We start from the raw sequence: 22,358 nt of genomic DNA, 5'->3' as shown, positions 1-22,358 counted from the left end.
GATCGTCGGCGCCGAGGGCGAGAACCAGGGCCTGATCGCACAGGCCGCGGGCCAAGCCTATGGCCTTGTTCGGGTGATGCGGAGCTTGCCGGTTCTTGCCGCCAAGGGGCGGACTTATCTCGCCGCCGATGCGCTCGAAAGGGTCGGTACCACCTCGCAGGACATCTTTGCGGGCAGAACCACGCCGGGGCTTGTCGCGCTTCTCGCCGAGATGCGGGAGGCGGCACACGCGGCGTGGGAAGACGCGCGGTTCAACCTCTATGGCGAGGGGATGAAGGGCACCGGGCTCGATGAGGCCGGACGTACCGCGTTTCTGCCGCTTGCGCTGGTCCAGCCCTATCTGGATACGCTTGCCCAAGTCAATGACCCGCTGTGCAACATCGCCCGCATCAACCCGCTCTATCGCCTCTGGCGGCTAATGCGTGCGCGATAGGGGTTATTCCGCGGCAACCGACGTGCTTGCCTGAAGCCACCCGTCCAAATCCGCAAGCGCCCGCGCCGACATCGCGGCCTTGCGGGCCAGCGACTTACTGGGGCGCCGTCCGTCCGGGCGGGGCTGTTTGGTCTTGGCCTGGCGCGGAACGCTGATCGACGGGAACAGACCGAAATTGACATTCATGGGCTGGAAGCTGCGGCTGCCGCTTTCGCTGTCCACGTTCAGATGCCCGCCCGTGATATGGGTGAGGAGCGCGCCAAGGGCCGTGGTTGGTGGGGGCGGCGAAATGGGCAAACCGTTGCATTCGGACGCGGCGAAGCGTCCGGCGACCAGCCCGATCGCGGCGGACTCGACGTAGCCCTCGACCCCGGTCACTTGGCCGGCAAAGCGCAGGCGCGGCTGCGCCTTGAGACGCAAACTGCCGTCCAGCAAAACAGGACTGTTGAGAAACGTGTTGCGGTGCAGGCCGCCCAGCCGCGCGAACTCGGCGTTTTCGAGGCCGGGGATCGTACGGAACACGCGGACCTGCTCAGCATATTTCAGCTTGGTCTGGAAGCCCACCATGTTCCATAGCGTGCCCAGTGCATTGTCCTGGCGAAGCTGCACCACTGCATAGGCCTTTTCATCCGGCCGGTGAGCGTTGGTGAGGCCCACGGGTTTCAATGGACCGTAGCGCAGCGTGTCGGCACCGCGCTCGGCCATGACTTCGACGGGCAGGCAGCCCTCGAAATAGGGCGTTTTCTCGAACTCCTTGAACTCTGTTTTCTCGCCGGCGAGCAGCGCGCCAATGAGGGCATCGTACTGCGCTTTGTCGAGCGGACAATTGATGTAGTCGGCTCCCGTTCCGCCGGGCCCCACCTTGTCGTAGCGGGACTGGCGCCAGCACACATCCATGTCGATGGACTCGAAATACACAATGGGAGCGATGGCGTCGAAAAAGGCGAGTTCGGCCTCGCCCGTCAGAGCATCGATGTCCTTTGCCAGCGCCTCGGAGGTCAGCGGGCCCGTGGCAACGATCACGTTACTCCAATCTTCCGGCGGCAGACCGGACACTTCGCCCCGGACGATCTCAACCAGGGGATGGTCCTCAAGCGCCCTGGTGACCCCTTGCGAGAACCCGTCGCGGTCCACCGCGAGCGCGCCGCCCGCGGGGAGTTTATGGGCGTCCGCCGAGGCCATGACGATGGAGCCCGCCCGCCGCATTTCCTCATGCAGCAGTCCCACGGCATTTGTTGTGAAATCGTCGGAGCGGAACGAGTTCGAGCAGACAAGCTCGGCAAGCCCGTCCGTGCTGTGGGCCTCGGTCTGGCGCTCGGGCCGCATTTCGTGGAGGGTGACGCCCACGCTGGCTTTCGCCAGCTGCCAAGCCGCCTCGCTGCCCGCAAGGCCCCCGCCGATCACATGAACTGTCTCTGTCATTGGAGTAGCTAGGCCCTCGGGCATGGCTGTTTCAAGCACCTTGGTCGCGAAAATGGCTGGTAAGTGGCGTTTTCGTAGGCCGCGATTTAGGGAAAGCACGGCTCTCGAAGCCCCAGGGAGCCTAATAAAGACCCAGGTTCAAGCGCGACGCCTTTACCGGCCCTTCACCGTCTCCCTGTGATTCGAGCTATCCCGTGACGTGGCGGGAAACCTTATTTATAGGACATTCTTGCTTGTTCTCCGGGGGCGGCGCAGGGTGCGGTCACCCAGTGCCACGCGGGGAACGGCTTGGGCTTATCCCCGCTTTTTTGGAGACGTTTAGTTATCATGTCCTCAGTCAACGTAGTCTGGAAAGGCAATTGCCGCAGCCCGGAGGCGCGGACGCGTCTGTTGGACTATCTGCAGCGGCTCGCACGACTGAGCGATAGCTATTTGCGGCCCGGCGACCGCCCGCAGTTCACGGTCGTTGGCGAGGGCCAAACGCCGCCGCGTGCCAATATCGAACTGGTCGACGAGGTCCGCAAAGGCGAGATTCTCGTGTCCTCGGACATTACAGAGCATCCCGAGACGCTGATCGTGCGAGCTGGCGAGGCGGGTCTTCCGGTCCGGGCTGCGCCCGATGGGTCCGCGCACCACATCGTCCTCGATGAGGTGCGCGTGCGGGGCATCGAATTCCGGCTCTTCGATCCGCGGGGCCTTTATCCGGACAACGACCGCATGAGTTTTGTCTTCATCGACTGTCCGGAACACCACTTTCTCGATGGGCGCCTGGTGAAGGTCACGAACGATGGCGACGTGACTTTATTCTCGTGCCCTAGCCTTCAGCTAAAATCTTACCTCGAAGATTGGACCGACTGCCTGTTTTCTTGGATACGGTTCTTCTTGATGGGCGATCTGTGGTGGCGCCGCCACGAAGAGTTGCACGGCTACCACGACTATCGCAGTGTCTTCGAATCCGTGCAGACGACACGCGGCAGCGCAGTGGCCGAAGATGCGACCTTCGAGGCCGTGATATCAACATTCACGCAGCATGCGGAGCATTGGCGCTGCGAAGTCCAACGGACGGCTTAGGACAAACCTCGAAAACCGGCATGCTAGAACCGGCCTTCGTCGGGAATGTTGAGCTTCTCGCCGCACGCCTTGCAGAAGACCGCGTCCACCTCGTGGCGCTGCAGTCCGCAGCCGTGACAGGGATAGCGCACCTTCTGCGGCCTTAGCAGAGTTTGTAGCAGCCGCAAGAAGAGGGTCACACCGAAGATCATGATCCCGACGGCGATGAGCCGGCCGAGAGGGCTGTCCAGCGTGATGTCGCCGAAGCCCGTCGTAGTGAGCGTGGTTACGGTGAAATAGAGTGCATCGACGTAGTTGCTGATGGCCGGATTGGCGTAATGCTGCGTTTCGTAGACGAGACCTGTCGTGATGAATACGAACACGATGAGGTTGAGGACGGCGACGACCGTCTCTTCGTTCCGGCGGAAGAAGGGGAAGTCGGACCGCAAGGTCGAAACCAGCTGATAGGTGTGCAGAAGCCGGAGCGTTCGCAGGACCCGCAGGAAGCCCAGGCCCTCGCCGAACACCGGTGCGAGGAACGATGCGATGGCGATCATGTCCGCCCAGGTAGAGATACGGGTGAATTCACGTGCCGGATGGGGGCTCACCCACAGGCGCGCGCAAAAATCCACCAGGATGATGATACCGAAGCACACGTCGAGATATCTGATCCAAGACTGATCGGAGGGGGCAAAGGACGTGGCGATGATGAAAGCGACGGTGATGAGGTCGAAGGCGAGAAGGCTATAGCGAAACCGGTGTGCTGCGCTGCTATGGCCGTGATAGAGCAGCCGCAAGCGTTGGCGGAGCGACTGTTCCTCCGCCTCGGTCTCTTGTGGCTCCGCGAGCCCGACACCGTCGCCTGCCGTCTTTGCAGCGGCAGATTTCGTTGTCTTCGAAGATGTCGTGGGGGTGGCTGTCATGTGGTTGAAGCGGAGCCCGCGCTATTTGTGGCAAGACGGAGCGTCAAGTGATAGCGGCAGATACTATAGGCCGTGATCCCGGGAGACTAGAATGGCAGACCTCACGCTTTATCACGCAGCGCCCTCGCGCTCATCCATTGTGCGCTGGATGCTAGAAGAGCTGGGCGAGCCTTACGGCATCGAATTGCTCACCCTTACAGAAGGCGAACACCTTACGGCGGATTATAAGGCGATCAACCCCATGGCGAAGGTTCCGGCTTTGCGTCATGGCGATGTCGTGATCACCGAGGCAGCCGCGATCTGCACCTATCTTGCCGATGAGTTTCCCGCCGCCCAGCTCAACATGCCTGTCGGCGATCCCCGGCGCGGACCGTATCTAAAGTGGCTGTTCTTCGGGCCGAGCTGCATAGAACCCGCCATAATCGATCACGCCATGCCGCGTAAGGAAGAGCCGCGGCGCGGCATGCTCGGCTATGGCGATTTCGATACGGTCATGGAGGTCACGGCCAAGGCGGTCGCGGCCGGACCATATCTGCTGGGGGATCGCTTCACGGCGGCAGATGTGGTCGTCGGTTCGACGATCCGCTTCGGGGTAACGTTCGAGATCTTGCCCAAGATTCCCGAATTCATGGCGTATTTGGATCGCCTGCTGGCGCGACCGGCGATGCAGCGGACCCTGGCCCTCGACGAAGAACTCGCCGGGGCGAACGCCTAGGACCGTCCGACGCCGAGCAGGCGCAACACGGCTGCGGTTCCCAATCCCCAGCTGGCGTTCAGCATCATTGAGACGAGATAGCGCGGCCAGAGCGGCGGCGTCTCTAGGCCCTTCAGGGGGTGGCACGACAAAGAAGGCCACCAAGGGTAGGGCGATGGCGCTGGCCAGGGTCCAGTACAGCCAGTAGCTGGGCCCGCTGAACCGCGCCAGGAACGGGGCGAGCACCAGCCCCCAGAGCCCACCCCAGAAAGCTTTGGACAACAGCGCGGGGACTTCCAGCGGGGGAATGGCGCCGGTCGGCCAAGCCGGACGGCTCTCAGGAATGAGCCCGGTCTGGTTGAAGACGAACCACAGCCCTTGGTGAAAAATGAGCGTGGCCACAAAGCCGGCAACAAAACCCAGCAGCAGAAGTCTGAACGACATATCGGCCCCTTGTTGTCCCTTGGCGATTTGGGTCTCGACAGTTTCCTTGGGCACTTGGCCGGCGCTTCCCATGATGGGGCCAGCTCACCATTCGCGTAAAGCCCGCCCTGCGCCCAGGCTTGATCGTCGTCATAGACAAGCTTGGAGATCGCTATGGAGCTTGGACGTCGTCATAGGAATGGCTTAATTCGGGGGCGGTATCGGGTAGTTGTATTCTAGGGGGTTAAGGCCGATGGAGCGTGCGACGAAGAAGGCGATCAGGCGGTTTGGCATCGCCGGGGCGGTGCTCGTCCTTGGCCTCGTCTTCGTGCCGTTGCTGACCATCTTCTATCTCGGTTGCGGTCTGATCGACGTCATGCGCAACAAGCGCCGCGACCCCATGGTGTTCCGCAAATACTTCCTCGGAAACGGCATCACGACCTGGCTTTTGTCGCCTTTCAATCTGGCGGTCGATCTGTTCTGCTATCGCAATAAGGGCGTCTACAAACTTGACGACCTGTCGCCCGAATGGCGCGCGGAGGTGGAATCGGTGCTCGACGTCTTCCGCGAGCAGAAAGACGAGATCATTGCCGAAATCGATGAGACGTTCGAGGACGGTCGCCGTGGCATGTACGTCTACGAGTGGTACGGCAAGCGCAAGGAGCACTCCGTCGAGGCACTCAAGCGCGACTACAAATACGTCAAAACCATCGCCGTCTCGGTGTTTTCTGGCAAAGAATCCACCTCGTTTCATTTCGGCCCGCTGCGGCTGACGTTGCGCCTTCTATACAACCTCACGCCTATCGATACGGACGATGTGTACATTCAGTGCGGTTGGGAAAAGCACTTCTGGCGCGACGATCCGCTCTACATCTTCGACGACACCCTGATTCACCGTTCGGTCAACGACCACGATGCGCGGCGCTTCGTGGTGTTCATGGATATCGTGCGGCCCACAGCCCATCCCGCAGCCGTCAGCAGCCTCATCGCCGCCGTGTCGGTGTTGGTCGAGCGCGCCAACAAGCTGTTCTACAAGAACTGGAAGATGCTGGATCCCGGCGCAAAGCCCACAGAACCGCCGGCGCCCCATTCCAACACGGCGTGAGCGGGGGCGCCGCGCATGATCTTCCGGCCATGCTGACGGTCATCTCCGGGGGGCAGACGGGTCCCGATCGTGCGGCACTCGAGGCGGCGACGGCCACGGGAACGCCCTATGGCGGTTGGTGTCCCAAAGGCGGCTGGGCCGAAGATCTACCGCAGCCGCCCGGCGTGTTGGTGATATATCCAAAATTGCGCGAGACGCCGTCGACAGCGCCGGAGCAACGAACCGACTGGAATGTTCGGGATTCGGCCGCGCTTGTTGTCCTGGTCGGGCAAGGCGGACTTGCAGTTTCCATGGGCACCCAGCGCGCGGTGCGGCATGCGGAGAGCTTGGGAAAGCCTGTTGCCATCGTCGATGTCTCCAAACCGGATGCCATAGGCCAAGCGCTAGCGTTCCTGACCCCGTTCGTGGACGAACCGGCCTGTATCGCGGGTCCGCGGGAAAGTGAAGCGCCCGGACTCCAGACCGCTGCCCGGCGCGTGCTCGAACCCGTTTTGACAGAGATGGCCTCAAAGCGCTAAACGGTGGCCAGGCCCCGCAACAGGGCAGGCAAGATGGAGACGGTGCTTTGTGCGTCAAGGCCGGAACCGGATCGCGTGCCGGGCATTGTCTCCATATCGGGTGCGATCCCGTCTTGTGATTCCGGCCCGGCGGTGTACGGAGAGCGACGACCACAGGAGGATCCTATGACGCATGACATGGTGCGAATGATACTCGCTGGCGGGGCCTTGGGTGCGGGCTTGGCGCTTGCCGCTGTTCCTGCCGCGGCGATGGGGGATCTATTTGGAGGAGAAGAAACCGACAACTGCTCCAACGAGGACGGTGCGTTCAACGACGCTGCCTTCGTGATCGCCACGAGGCCCAAACCGGGCCAACGGGTCGAAAGCGGCTTCGAAGTATTGGGATGCTCCCGCAGTTTCGAGAGCAACGTGCCGTGGAAGCTTCTGGCCCGGGATGGTTCGGTCTTAGCCAGCGGTCATACCAGCGGCGGCGGGGTGGACGGTCCTGGCGCGTTCAGTTTCACGATTCCCTATACGGTCACAGTCCAGCAAATCGGTCATCTTGAGGTCTTCGATGAAGATCCGTCGGACGGTGAAGGGTTTCCGCCCGGCCGGACAGTGATTCCGCTAGTCTTGAAGCCATAATCGGCGGAATCGCGCCGAATTGAGCGTGGCGAAAAGTGGTAATACCTAGACGTTTCACGCAATGGTCAGGCGCCATTGTGATAGGATGTGCTGTCTAAATGAGCAGAACGTCTTCAGCAAAGGGGGGAACGATGCTGGAATCACTCATTATTATTTTGGTTGTTGGCGCCATTGCCGGCTGGCTCGCAGGTCTACTAGTCCAGGGGACCGGATACGGCCTCTTGGGCGATATCGTCGTCGGTATTCTCGGTGCCCTTGTTACGGGGTTTTTGCTGCCCCAAGTCGGCGTGAATCTTAATTTCGGTGGCGATATTTTGGGATCAATCATTGCGGCCTTTATCGGCGCGGTGATCCTACTTGTGGTCGTGAAGCTGATCAGAAAGCTCTTTGCCTAAAAATAACACTTAATATCAACGCGTTGATGCATCCTTGCGCCGTTCCGCAGTTCTGCGGAGCGGCGCTTTGCTGTCAACGGACGGCTTCTCAAGGCCCTTCCGGCGCTGCTGCGATGCAATATATCCATTCGATTGAAACATTTTGCCGCAGTTTGTTATCGAGAGAACACGTTTTCGTCACAACCTGAACCTTCCTTCGTCAGAATTATATAGCAAAAGCCCCGACCTTAGCGGGTTTTCCCGCACAATAGTAACAATTGTGAGGGTTATCTATGAGGGGTTTAGGACTCTTCAGCATCAGGGAACCTTTTCTTGTCTTCGTATTGCTTGGATTAGCTGCGCCGGCTCTGGCTGGTGACATGGCGCAAAATGACAAGTCTTCTGCTGCGGCGCACAACACAACGGCGGGCCTCGAGGCCGCCGCGCACGTAGTTGCTGCGCAAAGCGAGCAGGAGGATGTGTTTAATCAAGCGGCCGTCGACATGCCCATCAGCGGTGTGTCCTCTGCGGCGCTCGAAGTGGCTGCGCAGGGCACGGGCTCGAACGAATTCGATGTGCACTCCGCGCGTCAGCTCCGGTGTTTGGCCGAGGGTATGTATTTCGAAGCCCGTGGTGAGCCTTGGCGCGGTCAGTTGGCGGTAGGCCGGGTGATCTTGAACCGAGTCGCCAGCGGAAACTATCCCAACACGATCTGTGGCGTAGTCTATCAGAACAGCCATCTCCACAATCGCTGCCAGTTTTCCTTTGCCTGTGACGGCAAGGCCGACAGTATTGGTAACGCCACGGTTTGGTATCGCGTGCGCGGCTATGCGGCTTGGCTGCTAGCCAACAATCCCAACGAGCGCGACCGGAGCGAGTACCAGGTGCTGGCTTCGCTGGAGTCCGCAACCCACTATCACGCGGACTATGTTGTCCCGCACTGGGCCAAGTTCTTCGAACTTACGGCGCGCATTGGCCGGCATATTTTCTACATCGACCCAAGCGCTTAGGTCCAATCAAGGGGGGCGGCCGAACCGCTCGCCCCCTTGCATTTCCGTATCCGCGCCATATCTCTAGATGGTTAGCATCTTTCCCTGGCGGAAAAGGGAGCGAACCAATGCGATGGCTTCTGATAGCGCTAGCCCCCCTGGCTCTTGCGGGCTGTGTGACGGAGCAGGGCCCCGCATTGCCGATGAGCCTGGCGCCCTCTGAAACGGCACAGGCGGCTTGCTTAACATATGGCGATACGCCCACGTTCGGCGAATGCAGCGACCAACGCGGCGATCGGGCCGAGTAACGCTCCGCGCTACCGTCCGTAAAGGGCGGACGAAATCCATCATGTCTCCAGCAACGGGACTTTGTCCTTAGGCGAAATTGACAAGCGTCCTTGCTTGGGAATTGCCTGTGCCATGTCATGACGGCGCTTGCTGGCTGGCCCCTTAGCGGCTACCACAGGCGCCCATGACCGAACCGCTCCAATGCGTTAGCTGCGTGGCCCCGTGCGGCGGGGCCGCTAGCGGCAGGGACAAATCCTTCGGGTCCGATGCGCCGCTGGGATCCCGCCTGGGGTTTCGGTCGCGAAGATCCCATCGATGACGCGAAGAGCCATGTTCAGCAGCCGTTTGGAGCGGCGCCGCCAAGTGCGGCGCTTTGCTCTGCTCGTGGCTGTGACGGTCTTTGCGATGGGGATCGGGCTTGTCGGCGTGTTCGCTGTCCAAGGCTTCGAGTTTCTGGGTATCGCTGAGGCGAATCGCCTGCCGCTCGGCATGGCCGTGCTCGGTGCCGTGGGAGGCGTCTTCGTTCTGTCGTTCCTGGTATATGCTGCAGTGCGTATTTTCAGCCGGATCGAATAGCGCCTTTGCCGGCTGGCGGTAGCGACATCCTTGACCTTGCTCACCGTGACCATCATTGCGGCGATTGTGGGCTCCTTCGTTCCCCTAGCGCTCGATCGCATGGGCATCGATCCTGCCGCGGCGACCGGCGTGTTCATCACGACCAGCAACGATGTGGTGGGTGTTCTGGTCTACTTCCTGCTGGCCAGCACGTTCTATGTTTGAGAAAGCACGTAACAGAACCAAGCACTTCGATTGATGTAGCCTTATGGGCCTTTACAGTTGAGCCGAAACGGCTAGTAAGAGCCTAGATCGAAACCGGGAGTTAGGGAAGACGATGTCGCGTCTAGTACTTCTTTGTTTGCTGCTTCTCTGCAGTCTTACAATACTCGCTCTGCCACAGACCTCGTATGCGCAGGACGCCCCCACGAAAACGGACGTTCCGTTTTCCAGTGCACTCACCGATCCCCAAGTAAAGCTGGAAGATCTAGAACTCCGCATGGTTCCGCTGACTATGGATCAGCTCAAAGCGCTCGCCGCGAAGTGGCTTGAGATAGTCAAGAGCAAGACGGAGCAGGTTGTCGATACGCAGATCGCCGTTTCGAAGTCCAATGGTACCGTCGAGGACGCACAGCGCGAGAAGCTGACGAAACTCTACTCTGAACGGAAGCAACTTTTCGATCGCTATGGTGCGGTCCTCAATTCCTGGGAAAAGAAGGGCGGGGACGCGGCCGAGATCAAAATCTACCGCGATTATCAGAACGCCATATTCCTTGAGGAGACGCGGAAGGCCGATACCAAAACCCTCATGGCATGGGCGCTGGATTGGACCACGAGCCAGGATGGCGGCATCGCACTCGCCAAGAACGTCGGGATCGTCCTCATCTCGTTCCTCGCCCTGTTGTTTGTAGCGCGGATGGTGCGCAAACTTGTGCGGCGCTGGATCGGGCATGTGCCGAACATCTCGGACCTCCTTCAGGCTTTCGTCGTCGGCATCGTTTATTGGATCGTGCTGGCGATTGGTTTGATGCTGGTGTTGTCGGGCCTGGGTGTCGACGTCACGCCGCTCTTCGCACTATTTGGTGGTGCATCCATCATCGCCGCCCTGGCCATGCAGGATTCGCTCAGCAATCTCGCCGCGGGCCTGATGATCATGATCTACCGTCCGTTTGATGAGGGCCACTATGTGGATATCGGCGGAGTCGCCGGGACGGTCAAAAGCACTAATATTGTTGCGACCACGGTCATGACGCCGGACAACCAAGTCATCATCATTCCGAACAAGAATGTTTGGGGCAATGTCATCACCAATGTCACGGCAAGCGACACGCGCCGCGTCGATCTGGTGTTCGGCATCTCGTATGACGACTCGATTCCCGAGGCCATAAAGATTCTAGAGCAGGCGGTCGAGGCCCATCCGCTCGTCTTGAAGGACCCTGCACCTACGATCCGCGTCAACGAGCTGGCCGATAGCTCCGTCAATCTGATCTGCCGTCCCTGGGTCAACACCGCCGATTACTGGACGGTCTATTGGGACCTGATGCGCTACGTGAAAGAGCTGTTCGATTCCGTGGGCATCTCGATCCCCTATCCGCAGCAAGACGTGCATTTCATCCCGACGGATCCGGCGAAAGCCACGCCTGCACCCGCCATCAAGAAAACGCGTTCGTCCGATAGAGCCTCAATTTCAGAAGGGGACGAGGGTCACGACGACGACGGTCGTTAGAAATCAGGAGTCTGTCTCATGCATGAGCGTCTTAAATCATATGCCGTTGCAGCAAAGGCCCTGGCGCTTTCTCTGGCGCTGGCCACATCCCTCGGCACTGGCGCATCGGCGCAGGTCACAGTCGATGTCGGGAAAATCACCTGCAACCAGTTTGCGCTCTATAAGGTCTCCGATCCCGACACGATTGCGGTTTGGCTCCATGGCTATTACAGCGGCAAGCGCGGAAATACCGTCGTCGAGACTGAGAAGCTGAAGGGCAATGTGAAAAAGCTCCGCGACTACTGCCTGCAGAATCCCGATGCGAATCTGCTAGAGGCGGTCGAGACGCTGGTGCAGCCATAGCGCGACAGACGATAGACCGAGCGACAAATTTCGGGATTAGGGCAGAGGGCGGATACTAAACGAGCGGCTCTCAGCACCAGCTGGCTTCGTCTTCTTTGGGGTGTCGCAGCAGCTCCTGCACATTGGCTTCGAGCAGCCGGTAGCCGACATTGCCGAACAGCTTTTGCCGCCCCTCGTTCATGAGAAAAGTCGGGCTACCCGCGATCCCGTTGTCGGTTGCGTGTCCGTAATCGATTGCGAGCGCGGCAAGCGCTTCGGACGAGCGCAGCCGTTCTTCGATCAGCCCGTAATCGACGCCGATGCACGCCGTGATCTCGCGGTGAACCTGCCAATCGCCGATATCAAGAGCCTCGGCGAAGAAGGCGTGACGTATCTTTCGCGCCGCGCGCGTGGATAGCCTTTCGAGATAGGGGCGCGACGGAGCCTCATTGTCGTCTGCCTCGACAAGTGCCACCGCCTTCAGGAACTGATGCGGGCTGGCTGATGTGCGCGGGCACCCCCGGAGCCACACATCGTCATGGACCTCTATATGGGGAAACCGCGCCGCAACCTCTTGGAGGTGCTGGTTGAACGATTCGAACCCGCCTCGGCGTTCGATTTTGCCCCAGGCATCGGGAAACACGGAGCAATAGCGGGGTACAATTTCGATCTGATTCCCGAACTGGTCCGCGAGCTCCTCCAGGCGCCGCTCGGCCACATAGGCCCAGATGCAGAGCACGTCGGAATAGTAGGAAATCTCGACCTTGGACATGGGTTTCCCTCTCAAATTGTGGCTCCATTCGAGTGCTCTGGGGCGCTTGCGGCCTTGCGCCAGCGCAAACCCACCCCACATGCGGCACCGGGCGGGGTGCGCGATCAGGCGGGCCCCGCAACCGGGGTCTTCATGCTATCCCGGCCGCTTCATGCTATGATGTACACGGTCGATGGACCATTGCGGGGACGAACGCCATGAGTGTGAAAGCAACGATACGGGCAGGGCGCAGTCATATGTATTGGATTTTGCCGGGGCTGGTTGTTGCAGTGCTCACCATGCTCTCGGGCCCGGCCTTCGCCGCCATCCTCATCAAGATCGACAAGCCGACCCAGACCATGACCGTCTCCGTGGATGGCGAGACGCGCTATCGCTGGCCTGTCTCTACCGGTGCTTCGGGCTACTCGACGCCGACGGGCAGCTACGCCGCCTTCCGCATGGAGAAAATGCACTATTCGCAGGAGTGGGACGGCGCAGGGATGCCCCATTCGATTTTCTTCACGACGCGCGGCCACGCTATACACGGCTCCAACCACCCGGGCATGGGGACGCCGCGATCCCATGGCTGTGTGCGGCTCTCGCTCAGGAATGCGGAGACGCTCTACACCCTGGTCGATAGCCACGGCATGGGCGGTACCAAAGTCGTCGTCGCGGGGGCGGACCCTTCCGGCAACTGGGCTGCGAGCTCCGCCCCGCCCGCCGTGCGTACGCAGGGCCAAACCTTCGGCGCCAGCCAGGCGAGACAGCGCCGCGGGCCGTTCCGCGGATTATTCCGCCGGCGGCGCTAGCGGCCCCGTGCGACAGCAAGCACAGCACGCCTTGCCGGAGCGAGCGTTGCCAGGGCAGGCTTTGTCATGACGCACGACGCGCCCCCGATCAACAAGGCGGAGGCCAAGGTCTTCGTTATCTCGGCCATCGCGCTCTCGGCCACGGTCGCCAACGCCACCTTTTGGTTCGGCGTGTTCGGGCGGATCTTCTTCACGCACATTCTCCACATCTGGATCGCGGCGACGGCGGCGCTTCTGGCCAGCTTCTTCATCCCGCGATTGGAGACGCCGCTGCTGAAGCTACCGTGGCATGGACGCTTTCTCCTCGCCCTGCCGACGGTCTGGCTCGTAATGGCCGTGTTGGTGGATGTGGAAAGCTACCGGCCCGACAGCCCGGTCACCTGGGCGCTATGGCTCGTCACGCTGGCGAGCGCGCTGCTGACGTTTCCGTACCTGCTCTATGTGATCATTCTTGCCATGGTGCCCAATATCGAGCGGCTGACCAACCCAAAGCTGCTCGCGGCGCTGTTTGGCATTCTGATTGTCATGGCGGGGGCCGGCTATGTGCTCGGCATCCACCACGACCTGTTTCTCACCTGCGACAACTTCAAGACGGGTGGCCACGACATTCCGGAGAACTGCCGCGCAGCAGGCGATACGGGTCCCTGACGGAGTGTTTTTCGCGCTACCGGCCCTTGGCCTATATGAGGGCAGGCCTACTTGAGCACTTTTTGATTTGCGCTACTGCGCTTCGCGCCACTTGAGCGCTAAGCCTGCGCCATCAGCTTTTCGCGGCGGGCCCTGAGCGCATCGAGCTTTTCCTGCTGATCGGAGATGCGCGCGGCATTGCGTTCCTCGTCGGCGGCGCCCGAAAAGGCAGCGGCCTGTTCCATCAGTTCGCGCATATTGTCCTCGACGATCTGGATGCGGCGCTCCACTTCCTCAAGGCTCAGGTCTTCGATACTCATGGTTTCTCCCTTGCGGCCGGTTATATCCGGACAGTCTAGCAGGCACAGCCACTCGCGCGGCCTTGCTCTGTATCAATAATACTTCTTTGATGCGCTGCCGGCTATTTCGTTTGCCCTACCGGCCTTCGGCCTGCTTGAGGGCAAGGCCGACCTGAGCGCAGATGATGCAAGAGCTCAGAGGGATGCGTCTATGACGACGGTCGAAAAGCTCACCGTATTGCTCTGCGGCTACGAGATCATCCCGCGCGGCGTCTCCATTCGCGGGGGCGGGGACCGCTTCGTCATGAGTTTGCCGATCTGCGCCTACCTCCTGGAAACGCGGGAGGGCTTTGTGGTCTTCGACACCGGGTTTGACTCGAGCCTCCTGCGCGATCCCGCGCTGCGCGAAGAGCATTTCGCACAACATAGCTGGGAGGCACCCGTGGTCCGGCCTCGCCACGAAATGCTGACGCAGCTAGCGGAGATCGGCGCCGCCCCCGAAGGCGTCCGCCATGTGATCCTGAGCCATGCGCATCTGGATCACACCGGGAACCTGAAACACTTCGCCCACGCCAAGGTCTGGATGCAGCAAGCCGAGCGCGACTTCGCCTTCGCGCATCCCCCGTCTGCGGGCGTCATCCCCCGCGATCTCGACAAGCCCGGCATCGACTGGCAATGGGTCGGGAGCGTGTCTCAGCATCATGTCTCAAGTCTCAGCCTAGTTTTTGCCACAATCTCGCCGCCGGAGCGGACGGCAAGGGGCACCGCCATCTATTCCGCAGCCTCAGCGTTCTTCCGGGGCGTGCGCTTCGCCTTCGTCCCAGCTTTGCCGCTAGCGACCTTAGCCCCCGACTTCGCGGGCGCTTTTGATGCACCAGAGCCTGAGGCTCCGCCGCGTTTCCCCAGCAGCTGCTTGAGATAGTGCCCCGTATAGCTGTCTGCCACTCGGGCGACCTCTTCGGGCGTGCCTGTGGCGACGACGTGTCCGCCACCGTCGCCGCCTTCGGGGCCGAGGTCGACGACATGGTCCGCCGTCTTGACGACTTCGAGATTGTGCTCGATGACGATCACGGTGTTGCCCTGGTCGACCAACTCGTGCAGCACTTCGAGGAGCTTCGCGACATCGTGGAAGTGCAGCCCGGTTGTCGGCTCGTCCAGGATATACAGCGTACGGCCTGTCGCGCGCTTTGACAGTTCTTTTGAGAGCTTGATGCGCTGGGCTTCGCCGCCTGACAGCGTCGTCGCCTGCTGGCCCACATGGATATAGCCGAGGCCGACGCGCTTCAGGGTCTCCAGCTTGTCGCGCACGGACGGCACCGCCTTGAATAGCTCGGCGCCTTCTTCCACGGTCATGTCCAACACGTCGGCGATGGACTTGCCCTTGAACTTGATCTCGAGCGTCTCGCGGTCGTAGCGCTTGCCCTTGCACACATCGCAGGTGACGTAGATGTCCGGCAGGAAGTGCATCTCGATCTTGATGACGCCGTCGCCCTGGCAGGCTTCGCAGCGGCCGCCTTTCACGTTGAAAGAGAAGCGCCCCGGCTTATAGCCGCGCGTTTTCGCCTCGGGCAGCTCGGCGAACCATTCGCGGATGGGCGTGAAGGCGCCCGTATAGGTCGCGGGGTTGGAACGGGGCGTGCGGCCGATCGGGCTCTGGTCGATATCGATGACCTTGTCGAGATGTTCCAGGCCCTCGATCGTCTCGTAGTCGCCGGGCAACTCGCGCGCATTATTCAGCTTGCGGGCCACCGCGCGGTACAGCGTCTCGATAAGGAAGGTGGACTTGCCGCCACCCGAGACGCCCGTGACGCAGGTGAGGAGCCCCAGCGGAATCTCCACGTCGATGTCTTTGAGATTGTTCGCGCGCGCCCCCTTGACCTTGAGGCGCCCGCCGCGCTTGGCCTTGCGGCGGTCTTTGGGCAGCGGGATCTGCTTGAACCCAGTGAGATATTGCCCGGTGAGGCTGTCCGGGTTCTGCATGATCTGTTTCGGCGTGCCTTCGGCCACCACCGCGCCGCCATGGGAGCCGGCGCCCAGGCCCATATCGACCACGTGGTCGGACTCCAAGATCGCATCCTCGTCATGCTCGACCACAATCACAGAGTTGCCGAGATCACGCAGGTGCTTCAGCGTATCGAGCAGGCGGGCGTTGTCGCGCTGGTGCAGGCCAATAGAAGGCTCGTCCAGCACATACAGCACGCCCGTGAGACCCGAGCCGATTTGGCTGGCGAGCCGGATCCGCTGGCTCTCGCCGCCCGAGAGTGTGCCGGCCGCGCGGGCGAGGGTCAGATACTCGAGCCCGACGTCGTTGAGGAAGCTCAGCCGCTCGCGGATCTCTTTGAGGATGCGCTCGGCGATTTCGTTCTGCTTGTCCGTGAGCTCGCCGGGCAGGGTGTCAAACCATTCCTTCGCCTCCCTGATCGACATGTCGGTGACTTCGCCGATGTGGTGGTCCGCTATCTTCACGGCGAGCGCTTGCGGCTTCAGCCGATAGCCGGCGCAAGCCTCGCAAGGCTGGTCCGACTGATAGCGCTCCAGCTCTTCGCGCACCCAGTTGGATTCGGTCTCGCGCCAGCGCCGTTCGATATTGGTGATCACCCCTTCGAACGGCTTCTCGGTCGCGTAACGGCGCACGCCGTCGTCATAGGTGAAGGTGACGTCGTCCAAGGAGCCGTAGAGCACGATCTCGCGGAAGTCTTCGGGGAGATCCTTCCACGGCCTCGTCATAGATTGCTTGTAGTGCTTAGCGACTGCCTCCAGCGTCTGCTGGTAATAGGGCGAGGTGGCGGAGGTGCGCGTCCAGGGCGCGATGGCGCCGCGATTGAGCGACAGCGCATCGTTCGGCACCACAAGCTCCGGCTCGAAGAACAGCTCCGTGCCGAGCCCGTCGCATTCGGGGCAGGCGCCAAAGGGGTTGTTGAAGGAGAACAACCGCGGCTCGATCTCCTCGATTGTGAAGCCCGAGACGGGGCAGGCGAACTTCGCCGAGAAAATGATGCGCGGGTCTTCCTTTGGGCCACGCTCGTCGGCGAATTCGGCGATGGCGATGCCGTCGGAGAGCGAGAGTGCGGTCTCGAGCGAATCCGCGAGCCGCGCCGACATATCGGTGCGCACCACAACCCGGTCCACCACCACGTCGATATCGTGCTTCAGCTTCTTATCGAGCTTTGGAGCTTCGGAGATCTCGTGGAATTCGTTGTCTATCTTGACCCGCTGAAAGCCCTTCTTCTGAAGTTCGGCCAGGTCCTTTTTGTATTCGCCCTTGCGGCCGCGCGCGATCGGCGCCAGCAGGTAGAGCCGCGTACCCTCGGGTAGCTCCAGAACCCGGTCCACCATCTGGCTCACGGTCTGGCTCTCGATCGGCAGTCCGGTGGCGGGCGAGTACGGGATGCCGACCCGCGCCCAGAGCAGGCGCATATAGTCGTAAATCTCCGTGACTGTGCCCACGGTCGAGCGCGGGTTCTTTGAGGTGGTCTTCTGCTCGATGGAGATGGCCGGCGACAGACCCTCGATATGGTCTACATCCGGCTTCTGCATCATGTCGAGGAATTGCCGGGCGTAGGCGGAGAGGCTCTCCACATAGCGCCGCTGTCCCTCGGCATAGATCGTGTCGAAGGCCAGGGAGGACTTGCCGGAGCCGGAGAGGCCGGTAATGACCACGAGTCGCTCGCGCGGCAGGTCCAGGGAGACGTTCTTGAGATTGTGTTCCCGGGCGCCGCGAATGGAAATGAATTTTGCCGTCATACTGGGAGCTAATGTCGTGGGAGGGAGGCTAGCGCGCAAGGCATAAGAGGCCGCAGGCGCGTCGGAAAAAGCGGTTCTTTATTAGGAAAGCAATGCCAGCTTTCTCAGGCGGGACCGTATGGCGCCTGGCTTACGGCCCAATATCTCGGCGATCGCGGTGACGCTTTCACCGACATGGTGCAGGCGGCGCAGTTCCTGCTCTTCCCCGTCCGTCCAGGGGGTATAGGCCTTGCCGTGGCTCTGACGGAGCGTGGCAACGTCGTAGCTTTTTGTGGACGTATCCAGCGCATTTGCCCCGCACTCTTCCAGGAATTCCTGCTGACGCCGGTCCAGTTCCTCAGGATCAAGGCTATTCAGGGCCTTGGATGCATCCTTCGAAGCGCTGCGAAATTCAGCGTCCTTTTCGATGGCCGTGGGAGCGACCTGCAAGGCTCGGTCGTTAAGCCCAAGAAGGTGCAACCCCGCCAGCCTGCGCAACCTGGAGAGTGCCACATAGCCCTGGCCATACTCGAAGGCGCGGGACAGGTCGACTACCGCGGCGTCGAGCGACATGCCTTGACTCTTATGCACCGTAATCGCCCAGGCAAGCCGCAAGGGAATTTGCGTGACGCTCGCGCGCTCTTTGCCGTTTTCTTCGATCTTCCAGGTCACGGGCTCCGCGACGATCCGCTTCCCGCTATGCACACGCACGACCGGCGAACCGGTCTCGGGATCGAAATCCTCCACGAGTCCGAGCGTGCCGTTGACGTAGCGCCCGGCCGGATCGTTCTTGGTGAACATCACCACCGCATTCTTCTTGAGAGCGAGCGTGTCCGGCGACAAGCAGCCCCGCTTCAGCGCATCGATGGAGAACTGCGGTCCCTTGCCGGTCATGGAAAAGCTGTGCGTCTCGCCGTAGAGCTTTGCGAGCTGCTGCAGGTTGATGTCGTCGACGGCAGCATTGTGCGTGAACAAGCGCGTACGGGTCGGCGGCAGCTGATCCCGATCCACGATGCGCGCGGCGAGGCGCTCTTGGTGAATGCCCGTGCAGGCATTGGCGCGGATCGCATCGAGAATGTCGAGAAAGGGCTGATCGTCCTGCCGGTGCTGCTCCGACAAATAACAAACGGTGGGATCCAGATCCCGCCACGCGGCCGAAGCATGAGCGAACGCCGCCCCGGACTCGTCATCCCCCTGATCAAACTGCAACATGCCCTCATTGGACTGACGACGTATGACAGGCGGCAGCTGAAAGAAGTCACCGACAAGCACGACCTGCATGCCGCCGAACGGCGCGTTGATTGTCCGGATGTGGCGGCAGACGGCATCGGCCAGGGTCAGCGTACGAGCCGGCAGCATGGAAACCTCGTCGACAATCAGAACGCGCGTCTTCTCGATGCGAGCGGCAATGCGGCGATTACCCGCGATTGTATCCAGGTCACGCCGTGTCAGCGTGTCCCGGACGCCGATGCCGCTCCAGGCATGGATGGTGACGCCATGCCCGTGTGTGGCGGCAATGCCGGTCGACGCGGTGTAGGCAAAATCGATTTTCCTTTCCGCCAAGTCCCGGAGATAACGGTTCACCGTGTAGGTTTTCCCGCTCCCCGGCCGACCGGTCAGGAAGATGCTGGCGCCGGTCTTGAGCAGAGCCAGCGCCTCGTCTTGTGTCATTCCTATCTCCTATGCTGCCCTGACTGAGAACGGGCCGGTCCCGCACAACGGAATAGCAGAGCTCCGATTCGCAGCAACTGAGAAGCACATGACCATACCCCGCACCCAGCTTGCCATCGCCGTCGGCCTGATTCTCGCGACCGCACTCGTGCTCTACGGGATGGGGCATCCGCTCATATGCAAGTGCGGCTATGTCAAACTCTGGCAATTCCAGGTGGTCAGTTCGGAGAACTCCCAGCAAATTTTGGACTGGTACACGCCCTCACACATCATCCATGGCTTCCTATTGTACGTTTTGTTGTGGCTGTTGGCACCGCGCGCTTCATTCGGGACCCGGCTCATTCTCGCGATCCTGCTGGAGGCTGGATGGGAGATCGCCGAAAACACGGACTATGTGATCGACCGCTACCGCGAGGCCACGGTCACGCTCGATTATTATGGCGACAGTGTCCTCAATTCGGTGAGCGACATTCTGTTCATGGTCGTGGGTTTAGTGCTGGCGGCGAGGCTGCCTGTCTGGCTAACGGTGGTGATCGCGGTCGCGTTCGAAGTCTTCACCGGTCTCATGATCCGGGACGGCCTCGCGCTCAACGTGCTGATGCTGCTTTGGCCGAGCGAAAAGGTCCTGCAGTGGCAGAACAGCCGGTAGCGGCTAAAGCGGCACGCGGATGTCGAAAACCATGATCAGGAGGAGCCATACATAGGCGATGACGGTCGGATAGAACGAGACGCCGAAGCCGAAGGCCCGCAAATATGGGTTCTTGTGATAGCCGACCCAGAACAGGATCCGGCCCACCACGAATAACCCCGTGAGGATTGGGAGCGTGCGCGCCTCTTCGATCGGGCAATACATCGCAAGGCCCGCATTGGCGATGAAATAGGCCGTGAATTGCTCGAACGTGTTGAGGATAAACTTGGTATTGATCTCGACCGCAGAGTTCGGCTTCGGCGTTTGGCCTACGAACATGGACGGGTCGAGACGCTGGGCAGCGACGACGCAAATGCCGATGATGCCGGGGATGAGGGCAATCACGGCATCCTTGATGACGAGCGCCAACCGGTCGGCAATACCCCACGACTCGGGGGTCCAATCCCAAAACGTCTTACCGGCGGCGAAGACGGTCGCCGAAAACAGCCAGTTGCCCACCAGCGTGGCGATGAAGGGCCACTGCATGGCGGTGAAGCCAAGATACTTCACACGAGGGTCGCGCCGCTTGTTCTTTCGGCGCACTGATTTCTGTCCCTGGCGGACCTGCCGCTGCATCGTTCTTGCTTTTCCTGGATCTAAGGGAGGCCGCCCCGGAGGAAGGGGCCCACCGCCGATACATTGTTTTTCTTTTTCTTAGCCATAGGGCGGGTTCTCAGGAATCACAAGAGGGCAACATGCTAGACGAGTGAGAACATAACGGGTACATAGGGGACCGAACCCTCTGATCCGACAGCTTGTGGACAGTTGGGACAGGGCGCTCAAGTCTCCTGGTACGCGGGAGGCCTTGTGCCTATCTTGCCGGATTGCCTTTAGCGGGCCCTGCGCCCGGAGAAGGTCGATGTGACGCGGCAGCGCCGCGACCTAGATGCGACAGTGGTGAAGACTTAGGGAGATCGGAAGCATGGCCGGATCGGTCAACAAAGTCATTCTCATCGGCAATCTCGGTGCCGACCCAGAAGTTCGCCACACCCAGGACGGCCGTCCTATTGTCAATTTGCGCCTGGCCACCACCGACAGCTGGCGGGACAAATCCTCGGGGGAGCGGCGCGAAAAGACCGAATGGCATCGCGTGGTTATCTTCTCTGAAGGGCTTGCCCGCGTGGCCGAGCAGTATTTGCGCAAGGGCGCGAAAGTGTATATCGAGGGCGCGCTGCAAACCCGCAAATGGGAAGATCAGTCCGGCCAGGAGCGCTACACCACCGAAGTCGTGCTGCAGGGCTTCAATTCGACGCTGACCATGCTGGACGGACGCCAGCAAAGCGGTGGGGCAGGCGAAAGTGGCGGCGGCGGCAGTGGTGGCGATTTCGGCCGCACCAAGCCCCTCAGCGGTGGCGGGTCGTTCAATAAGGAACTGGATGACGAGATCCCGTTCTAGGGGCGCCGTAACGCGATGCTCTCTTCTCAAAATGCGGATTGGTGTCGCGGAGCCCCGCGGCGCATTCCGCCGCATGACGTAATGCGCAACAGGTCGGCGATCGGGAGGGGCTGTCTAACCTTCCTCGGACGTCTCGACACCGGAAACGAACTTGGAGCTGTACGTTTTTTCGCCGAGGCGATCGAGAAGGCTTAACTGAAGCTCGAGCCAGGACTTGTGACCTTCCTCGTCGAGCAAAACCTTCTCGAACAGCGTCCGCGTTCCGACGTCCGCCTGTTGAGCGGCTTCCATGGCGGCCTCGGTGTAGAAGGCAATGGCCTCCTCTTCGTCGGCGAGATCGGCCCTGAACATGTCCGCAAGAGTGTCCGCCTGGACCGGCTTCTTGTAGAAATCGAGTTCGGGCTTGCCGTTCAGAAAAATGATGCGGTTGATGTATTCGTTAGAGTGGCCCAACTCCTCCTGCATCTCCACGCGCATTTGGGCTGCCAGCTTGTCGAGTCCCCAGTCATCCAAAACATGCGCATGAAGCTGATACTGATGGATCGCTGACAGCTCCATCCGCAGCGCCTTCTGAAGGTTCTTCATCGTCGTTTCGTTGCTCATCCTGACTTTCCTCGATCTGTATTCGCGCAATCGGGTCGACCGGAATGTGGGGGTCGCCGGGAACATTTCAAATATCAGATATCGCATTGCGTTGTATTAACGTGTCTTGACATTCGCTGCCGCCTAGGACGGCACGAATGCATGCTCACTGGAGGCCACGGGGGGCGTTTTCGGGGCTCTCAAGACCCCAAAACAGACCGACATCTCGCCGCAGAATCGTGGTTGCGCGCGCCCCGAATCGGCCTTCGAACTTGTCAGCGAATTCTGTGTGTGTTGCTTTCCTGATCCGGCGAAGCAACATGCTGTAATTTAAAGGCAAAATAACGTCCTCAAAGCGTCCTTGGCG

Annotated in this window: 24 protein-coding genes and 2 pseudogenes; 17 read left to right on the top strand and 9 right to left on the bottom strand. The window is 60.7% G+C overall.

The window, feature by feature from the left end; all coding sequences use genetic code 11:
* Positions 1-433 (top strand): squalene/phytoene synthase family protein (locus WBQ77_RS10615; protein WP_424060176.1); only part of this gene is annotated, 433 nt, incomplete at its 5' end.
* A 3-nt stretch (positions 434-436) separates the two neighbouring features.
* Here WBQ77_RS10615 and trmFO read toward each other — a convergent pair.
* Complete coding sequence (trmFO, locus tag WBQ77_RS10610) at positions 437-1,855, bottom strand: methylenetetrahydrofolate--tRNA-(uracil(54)-C(5))-methyltransferase (FADH(2)-oxidizing) TrmFO (RefSeq protein WP_424060175.1); 1,419 nt, start codon at positions 1,853-1,855, stop codon at positions 437-439.
* A 327-nt stretch (positions 1,856-2,182) separates the two neighbouring features.
* Here trmFO and WBQ77_RS10605 point away from each other — a divergent pair, with 327 nt between their 5' ends.
* On the top strand, positions 2,183-2,926 hold the full coding sequence (locus tag WBQ77_RS10605) for a hypothetical protein (RefSeq protein ID WP_424041555.1): 744 nt from the start codon (positions 2,183-2,185) through the stop codon (positions 2,924-2,926).
* A gap of 23 nt (positions 2,927-2,949) precedes the next feature.
* Here WBQ77_RS10605 and WBQ77_RS10600 read toward each other — a convergent pair whose 3' ends face one another.
* Positions 2,950-3,828 carry an ion channel gene (locus WBQ77_RS10600; RefSeq protein WP_424060173.1) on the bottom strand — a complete coding sequence of 293 codons (879 nt, stop codon included), beginning with the start codon at positions 3,826-3,828 and terminating at the stop codon, positions 2,950-2,952.
* Positions 3,829-3,919: 91 nt separating this feature from the next.
* Between WBQ77_RS10600 and WBQ77_RS10595 the strand changes: the two genes are divergently transcribed.
* From WBQ77_RS10595 to WBQ77_RS10550, 10 genes and pseudogenes are all read left to right on the top strand, one after another.
* Positions 3,920-4,543, top strand: a complete 624-nt coding sequence (locus WBQ77_RS10595) for a glutathione S-transferase family protein (protein WP_424060171.1) — start codon at positions 3,920-3,922, stop codon at positions 4,541-4,543.
* A 655-nt stretch (positions 4,544-5,198) separates the two neighbouring features.
* Positions 5,199-6,050: an aspartyl/asparaginyl beta-hydroxylase domain-containing protein gene (locus tag WBQ77_RS10590; protein WP_424060169.1), complete on the top strand. Its 852-nt coding sequence runs from the start codon at positions 5,199-5,201 to the stop codon at positions 6,048-6,050.
* A gap of 29 nt (positions 6,051-6,079) precedes the next feature.
* Positions 6,080-6,568: a YpsA SLOG family protein gene (locus tag WBQ77_RS10585; RefSeq protein ID WP_424060167.1), complete on the top strand. Its 489-nt coding sequence runs from the start codon at positions 6,080-6,082 to the stop codon at positions 6,566-6,568.
* Between the two features lie 165 nt (positions 6,569-6,733).
* Positions 6,734-7,192 (top strand): Gmad2 immunoglobulin-like domain-containing protein, encoded by a 459-nt coding sequence (locus WBQ77_RS10580; protein WP_424041547.1) that lies wholly within the window; start codon positions 6,734-6,736, stop codon positions 7,190-7,192.
* Between the two features lie 131 nt (positions 7,193-7,323).
* Positions 7,324-7,587 carry a GlsB/YeaQ/YmgE family stress response membrane protein gene (locus tag WBQ77_RS10575; protein WP_424041545.1) on the top strand — a complete coding sequence of 88 codons (264 nt, stop codon included), beginning with the start codon at positions 7,324-7,326 and terminating at the stop codon, positions 7,585-7,587.
* Positions 7,588-8,141: 554 nt separating this feature from the next.
* Positions 8,142-8,576, top strand: a pseudogene (locus WBQ77_RS10570) (cell wall hydrolase); the annotation flags it as partial.
* A 582-nt stretch (positions 8,577-9,158) separates the two neighbouring features.
* Complete coding sequence (locus WBQ77_RS10565) at positions 9,159-9,419, top strand: hypothetical protein (RefSeq protein WP_424041543.1); 261 nt, start codon at positions 9,159-9,161, stop codon at positions 9,417-9,419.
* Positions 9,420-9,431: 12 nt separating this feature from the next.
* The gene (locus WBQ77_RS10560) at positions 9,432-9,623 is read left to right on the top strand and encodes a magnesium transporter (RefSeq protein WP_424041558.1); all 192 of its coding nucleotides are present in this window, start codon (positions 9,432-9,434) and stop codon (positions 9,621-9,623) included.
* A gap of 274 nt (positions 9,624-9,897) precedes the next feature.
* Positions 9,898-11,124, top strand: coding sequence for a mechanosensitive ion channel family protein (locus WBQ77_RS10555; RefSeq protein WP_424041542.1), 1,227 nt, complete (start codon positions 9,898-9,900; stop codon positions 11,122-11,124).
* A gap of 18 nt (positions 11,125-11,142) precedes the next feature.
* Positions 11,143-11,466 (top strand): HdeA/HdeB family chaperone, encoded by a 324-nt coding sequence (locus WBQ77_RS10550; RefSeq protein ID WP_424041540.1) that lies wholly within the window; start codon positions 11,143-11,145, stop codon positions 11,464-11,466.
* 70 nt (positions 11,467-11,536) lie between these two features.
* On the opposite strand, the gene WBQ77_RS10545 is transcribed toward WBQ77_RS10550, so the two are convergent.
* Complete coding sequence (locus WBQ77_RS10545) at positions 11,537-12,217, bottom strand: DsbA family oxidoreductase (RefSeq protein ID WP_424060165.1); 681 nt, start codon at positions 12,215-12,217, stop codon at positions 11,537-11,539.
* A 197-nt stretch (positions 12,218-12,414) separates the two neighbouring features.
* Here WBQ77_RS10545 and WBQ77_RS10540 point away from each other — a divergent pair, with 197 nt between their 5' ends.
* A complete protein-coding gene (locus WBQ77_RS10540; RefSeq protein ID WP_424041537.1) occupies positions 12,415-13,005 on the top strand; it encodes a L,D-transpeptidase in 591 nt (196 codons plus the stop codon).
* Between the two features lie 66 nt (positions 13,006-13,071).
* Positions 13,072-13,653: a hypothetical protein gene (locus WBQ77_RS10535; RefSeq protein WP_424041535.1), complete on the top strand. Its 582-nt coding sequence runs from the start codon at positions 13,072-13,074 to the stop codon at positions 13,651-13,653.
* A 98-nt stretch (positions 13,654-13,751) separates the two neighbouring features.
* On the opposite strand, the gene WBQ77_RS10530 is transcribed toward WBQ77_RS10535, so the two are convergent.
* A complete protein-coding gene (locus tag WBQ77_RS10530) occupies positions 13,752-13,952 on the bottom strand; it encodes a hypothetical protein (RefSeq protein ID WP_424041533.1) in 201 nt (66 codons plus the stop codon).
* Positions 13,953-14,142: 190 nt separating this feature from the next.
* On the opposite strand from WBQ77_RS10530, the pseudogene WBQ77_RS10525 reads away from it, so the two are divergent.
* A pseudogene (locus WBQ77_RS10525) lies at positions 14,143-14,607 on the top strand (MBL fold metallo-hydrolase); the annotation flags it as partial.
* 95 nt (positions 14,608-14,702) lie between these two features.
* On the opposite strand, the gene uvrA reads toward WBQ77_RS10525, so the two are convergent.
* Positions 14,703-17,675 carry an excinuclease ABC subunit UvrA gene (gene uvrA, locus WBQ77_RS10520; protein WP_424060163.1) on the bottom strand — a complete coding sequence of 991 codons (2,973 nt, stop codon included), beginning with the start codon at positions 17,673-17,675 and terminating at the stop codon, positions 14,703-14,705.
* Positions 17,676-17,756: 81 nt separating this feature from the next.
* Positions 17,757-19,325, bottom strand: coding sequence for an ATP-dependent DNA helicase (locus tag WBQ77_RS10515; protein WP_424060161.1), 1,569 nt, complete (start codon positions 19,323-19,325; stop codon positions 17,757-17,759).
* Positions 19,326-19,413: 88 nt separating this feature from the next.
* Here WBQ77_RS10515 and WBQ77_RS10510 point away from each other — a divergent pair, with 88 nt between their 5' ends.
* Positions 19,414-19,974: a DUF2585 domain-containing protein gene (locus tag WBQ77_RS10510; RefSeq protein WP_424060159.1), complete on the top strand. Its 561-nt coding sequence runs from the start codon at positions 19,414-19,416 to the stop codon at positions 19,972-19,974.
* 3 nt (positions 19,975-19,977) lie between these two features.
* On the opposite strand, the gene WBQ77_RS10505 is transcribed toward WBQ77_RS10510, so the two are convergent.
* A complete protein-coding gene (locus tag WBQ77_RS10505; RefSeq protein WP_424060157.1) occupies positions 19,978-20,589 on the bottom strand; it encodes an MAPEG family protein in 612 nt (203 codons plus the stop codon).
* A gap of 346 nt (positions 20,590-20,935) precedes the next feature.
* Here WBQ77_RS10505 and WBQ77_RS10500 point away from each other — a divergent pair, with 346 nt between their 5' ends.
* Positions 20,936-21,409 carry a single-stranded DNA-binding protein gene (locus WBQ77_RS10500; RefSeq protein WP_424041524.1) on the top strand — a complete coding sequence of 158 codons (474 nt, stop codon included), beginning with the start codon at positions 20,936-20,938 and terminating at the stop codon, positions 21,407-21,409.
* Between the two features lie 114 nt (positions 21,410-21,523).
* Here the strand turns inward: WBQ77_RS10500 and WBQ77_RS10495 are convergent, their stop codons facing one another.
* Both WBQ77_RS10495 and WBQ77_RS10490 read right to left on the bottom strand, forming a co-directional pair.
* On the bottom strand, positions 21,524-22,012 hold the full coding sequence (locus tag WBQ77_RS10495; protein ID WP_424060156.1) for a bacterioferritin: 489 nt from the start codon (positions 22,010-22,012) through the stop codon (positions 21,524-21,526).
* Positions 22,013-22,157: 145 nt separating this feature from the next.
* A partial coding sequence (locus WBQ77_RS10490; protein ID WP_424060154.1) for a hypothetical protein occupies positions 22,158-22,358 on the bottom strand: 201 nt, incomplete at its 5' end.

It is taken from the genome of Methyloceanibacter sp. (assembly GCF_049590335.1).
Lineage (GTDB): Bacteria > Pseudomonadota > Alphaproteobacteria > Rhizobiales > Methyloligellaceae > Methyloceanibacter.
The sequence above is the reverse complement of the archived record's forward strand: the minus strand, read 5'-3'. Positions and strand labels throughout refer to the sequence as shown.